The sequence below is a fragment of the Streptococcus sp. A22 genome, from assembly GCF_043674215.1.
GTDB classification, from domain to species: domain Bacteria; phylum Bacillota; class Bacilli; order Lactobacillales; family Streptococcaceae; genus Streptococcus; species Streptococcus suis_V.
Map to the genome: position 1 here is coordinate 1 of NZ_JBIMJQ010000045.1, position 5,015 is coordinate 5,015.

Here is a 5,015-nt window from a genome sequence, read left to right on the forward strand (position 1 = left end):
CATAATTTATGTAGTCAGATACAGATGTCCCATTTCCTGATGAAACTACTTGTTCATTTACTGTCACGTCAGCATCTACATACTGAGATTTTAGGTCATTGACTTTGGTATCAACCCAAGCATTTGTCTCCTTCCCAGTTTGGTTGGCACCTTCGTAGGCCTGTGTCAGCTCCTTATTTTCTTGTTCAATTCGGACTTTTTCATCCTCATAAGCTGCTTTGTCAGCTTTGTAGGTTTCAGTGACTTCATTGATAGCCACAACTTGGTTTTGGGCATCTGCTTCTGCTTTTGAAATTTGTCGGCTGGTCTCTGACGCAAATCTTGTATTTCCCAAATCCATTGGACTATCTTCAACCGTAGAAACACCTTCAGCCTTGGCCTCTTCAACTGCTTGTGTTACCGTATCATGTGGTACGGTGACAGCAATCGCTCCATTAGATTGTCCAGTTGAAACTAAACTTTCAGTTTGTTCAGAAACAGGGTTTGGCTGTGCGTCTGGTAAATTCGTGGCTGGATTCTCCGTTCGTTGAATGGTGGTGTCAACCGATAGTGTCACTTCATCAGCATGTGCAACCGTGCCTCCCCAAGCAACAACAGCCGTCACCATTGTTCCCAGGGCAACGGAACATAGAGTGCGATATTTTTTACTCTTGCGAAAGACGTGTTTCTCGCCTTTTTCCTGATTGACAAGAAAGTGATGATTACATGTTTTGGTCATAAATAGTCCTTCTTTTCTTTTTATGTAGCAACAAACTGTCACTCTTTCCTCATCATAAAAAAGAAGGCTTGATTTTGTTATCACAATAAATTGAGGGAAAAGAAAAAAGCCACCCATAAAAGTGGATGACCTGATTATCAGGATATCAATTTTTACATTAAGACGGCCAATTAACCTTTCTAACTTTAGCAGTCTTAAAGCGTTTCTTGTCAACAAGTTTCAGCTCTATTTCTCTACAATTTGTAATTAAGGTGTCGTTGATTTTAAGACTTCTTGGAAAGTATTGATTTCCTTGTTCATGTGATAATTCAACGGTATAACTAATACCATTACTTAATTTGAAGACCACAAAATAAATATTATCTCTTCTAAATCGTTTACCAACTTTTCTATTCAAAATACCATCCGTTGTATAAAATTTACATTCCATCACATGTAACATTTGATAAAGTAGTAATGTGCCAACGATTTTGAATTTATTTTCGTTAAACCATCCATTATCAGCCTTATTTAGACGCTGCAATGTCCAATCATCCTTTAATCCTTCAAAAATACTCCCTGCATTATTAGTTGGTAAATTGACATGATGATCTCTTGATAATCCTAATAGATGGGGAATAGAGGAATTTGGGACGGAGAGAACAATTTCAGGATAGTTCTCCATATTTGTCTGATAAACGTATTTGTACTGAGAAACATATTTCTCAATAGTATTGGCCAAACAAGACATATCGACATTGAGAATATCAATCTCTCCATCAAAGGTCTCGAGCCATTCCAAAGTATATGTCATTGTATTTTTCTCCTAAAAAAGAGAAGGAAGCAGGTGCTTCCTTCTCTTCCACGTATTGAGTTTCACCTCACGCTAGATATGCCCTATCTATTCCTCAAGGGTAGGCAGTCCTGCTATTCTTTTTCTCAACAAACAGTTTGAACTGAGTGCGGAGCCCACAGGCGGGTGCAGACCATATCCACTAGCCCACAAGTAATTTATAATCTTTATTTACCCTTATTATACGGGATAATTCCTTATTTGTCAACACCTATGTTCACGCTTAAAGTTTAGATGAGATGACCACTTTGTCCCAAATATCATACAACATTTAGGACAAGAAGACAAGTATTCTAATATTTTTATTTCGTCGTATACGCAAAACTCAAGCTACTATCCACTCCAGATAATTTACGGAAGGTGTAGTTTGGATTGCCATTATAGTTGGTTTCGGAGATAAGGAATGAGCCATCTGGGTAGACTTTTTCCACGAAGGCCACATGCCCGTATTCTGTTGGTGTGCCATGTCCTCCTCCCGCAAAGGAAAGAATAGCTCCTGCTTGTGGACTTGTCCCTGTCTCACCACCGAGGCTTGCGGCTGTTCGTACCCAATCTTGGCCATTGCCCATGGTACTGATAATTGGAATCTTCTCACCATTCTTACCTTTGAGTTTTAGACCCAGTTGGTTGATACGGGCTGCGACTCCCCACGTACATTGACCGTAGGCATACCCCATACCGTCACCACCTCCTGGAATAGAGTTTTCAAAAAGATCTCCTCGTACAGCTTCAAGTGCTTTTGGATCGCTTTGTGCAGTCCCACCGTTGGGTTGACTAAAGCCTTTTTCAATTTGGTAATACCACTCACTTGCTCGTGTCTGACGCTCAAGTAGCTTATCCCCTGAATTTCCTTCCCAGTAAATGAGAAAGAGTTGGGCAAGACTAGCTGGACTTCCTGAATTTTTGAAGAAGTCCTTTAACCAGTTGGTATAATAAGGACTATCCCCATGCAACATGAAATCCAGTTGTAAACCTAAGTCATACCACTTTAGATTTTTTCCTTTGGCATATTCGAGCAACAAGGTATGTCTGCGTGACCCATCCGCGGTATCTGTCCATTGTCCTAAGCCTAAACCACGTTTGAGAATATTTGGGTAACGTCCATTGTATATAGTTGGACCATTGAGTGAGAGCCAACCCTCATCATCCCACGAACTGTCTGTCGCACCAATAGGTGGAGATAGATAGTCGCCCTCTGCACGCTTGGGATTAATGGAAGATTCTACCGACCAATTTCCTAAAATGGCTGCAATAGCTTGATTGGTCGCACCTTTGCTTTTGAGATAGTAATAAATAGCCTTTGCTCTCTCGAACTCGTCGCCACCAAATTGACCGATAGTTGGAAGAATGGTGGTCTGAACCTGGATTACTTTTGGAAAGTAGAAAGCTGGATTGACATAGACCAACTTATCCGTGTCATCATCAACCTTTTGATAGGTGAGTTTTAGACCCGATCCATCCTTGGTTTGACCAATAATGTCTCCTGCCAAGACTTTTTGATGTTCACTCACTCGGCCTGAATGAATGCCAAACAAGGTTAGTTTAGTCTTATTGACTCCCTTACCAGATGTCAAAACAACGTTCTCCCCATCAAGAGATACCTTGCCATCCATCGGAGCCACAATGACTTGACCTTCTTTTGCTTCTAAGATGATATGGTGATGAAGCGTTGGTTTTTCATCAATGACCTCATAACCATATCGGTAGGTCATGTTTAAGCTATCCTCATCGGTCTGACCCTGAAAGGGATTGTCCAATTCTTGAAGGGCTAAATAGTTGCCTTCTTCGGTCAACTCCTTTAGTTCTTCTTGGTCCTCATCTGACAGCTTGTAAGCAGGTTCTTTATACAAGTCAGACATGGATTTAATAGAGTATCCACCATTTAAGTCCGTCCAGACTTGACTGAGAAATGCTTTGTAGGTCGCACCACCTGTTTCCATGACATCGTCAAGCTTGTAGTCTTGGTATTGATGATTCATGTAAACCATGACCTCATCAATCTTGGTGTAATAGGTAATCCCTTTTTCGTTAGTTCTCGTATGCTCCGCATCTTCCCACGTCATGTGGGTATAGGCCTTGGTCAATTCCATCTCATCTTGTTGAATGACACTGCTTCCTGAGACACTCATGAAAAAGCTCATCATCAAAAGGAGTATCAAGAGAAGGCCTGAAACAATCCAAGTCAAAGGATTTCCCGCAATTGCAGAAAAGAAGGTCAGACTTCCCTTAATGGCTTGGACACCCCCCTTAACTCCTGCTAGACTGTGCTTTCTGGCATGCTTTAAAAAGGTTTGGTAGCGTCTTTGTGGTTTAAGAGGTTTCTGCCGTATGAATCCTTTTCCCTTTTTGAAGTTGTGGAATCGTTCCTTTCCATGATCCACTTTCGTCTTTGTAAAACGCACACCAGTCTGTCCACTTTTCACCGCCACTTTACCTGCTTGATAGGTAAACCTGCCATAGCGTCTGGCTTTCAAGCTGGTATCCTTTAAGGTTCTTAGACCATCTAAATCATCATCCTGTGCCACCAAGTCAAGCGATTCAGAGGCAGCTAAGCCTAATCCAACTTTGACTTTGGTAGAGTTTTTCTTAGACTTTTGGACTTTCTTGAGTTGTTTGACTTCACGTTTGGCAGAACTTACTTCTTTTTCTGCACTGAGTCGATCAAATGACTTTTCTGGATGAAATTGAAAGCGAGACTTCAGGGAAGGATTTTCTTTTTGGAAAGTAAACTTGGGATTAACTTCCTTTTGCTTCTCACTTAGTTTCACTTCAGACAAATGTTTTCTTGCCGTCCGCAAACGTTCTTGAGCTTGAGGAAGTCGATACCTCTTGATTTCCTTTACCTTCAACAGTCTAGGAGACACATAGGTAATTTCCTTTAGGAACTTCTCTTCTGCTTCCATTTGGCTACTGAGTAGATTTCCTTTTAACTCTGTTTTCTTTCCCTGAAACAGAGAATTTTTGGCTGATTTTCGAAATCGTCCTTTTTTAGGAACAGTCTGTCTTAAGGTCCTAACTTCTTTCCGATAATGCATACGAGCTGATTTTAAGTTGCTTCGAAAGTTTTGCCTGGCTTGTTTGACTACCTTTTTATCCTCTTTCATCTCATGTCCTCATTTTTTCAGGGTCCGTACTCATGATGTCAAAGAGCTTGGTGCGTTGTGGAATCTTATTCTTAAACGGGACAACGGTGGAACCAGCCTTGATAAGTCCTGCCCCTTTTTCAGGATTGACCAAGTATTTCTCCAGTTCCTTGGAAAGTCCAAGCATATGCACCAATTCTTCGCGATCGCTCTTAGCCTGTTTTAAGAGAATCATGAACTCGCTATTAGCAATAATGCGTCTACCATTGGCATCCAATAGAAGAGTCTCTACATTTTGAGTAATACCTGTCGGTATCGCCCCATACTTACGGACACGACTCCAGAGTTTAAAGAAAAAATCAGAGGCATACTTGTCCAATAA

At 41.1% G+C, this 5,015-nt stretch carries 3 protein-coding genes and 1 pseudogene; all 4 read right to left on the minus strand.

What is annotated here, in order from left to right:
• On the minus strand, positions 1-718 hold a 718-nt coding region (locus ACHBHN_RS10955), incomplete at its 3' end, for a putative cross-wall-targeting lipoprotein signal domain-containing proteiin (protein WP_394734130.1).
• Positions 719-875: 157 nt separating this feature from the next.
• Positions 876-1,511, minus strand: a complete 636-nt coding sequence (locus ACHBHN_RS10960; protein ID WP_000222716.1) for a hypothetical protein — start codon at positions 1,509-1,511, stop codon at positions 876-878.
• Positions 1,512-1,852: 341 nt separating this feature from the next.
• Positions 1,853-4,654, minus strand: coding sequence for a phage tail tip lysozyme (locus ACHBHN_RS10965; RefSeq protein ID WP_394734131.1), 2,802 nt, complete (start codon positions 4,652-4,654; stop codon positions 1,853-1,855).
• Between the two features lies 1 nt (position 4,655).
• Positions 4,656-5,015, minus strand: a pseudogene (locus tag ACHBHN_RS10970) (hypothetical protein); the annotation flags it as partial.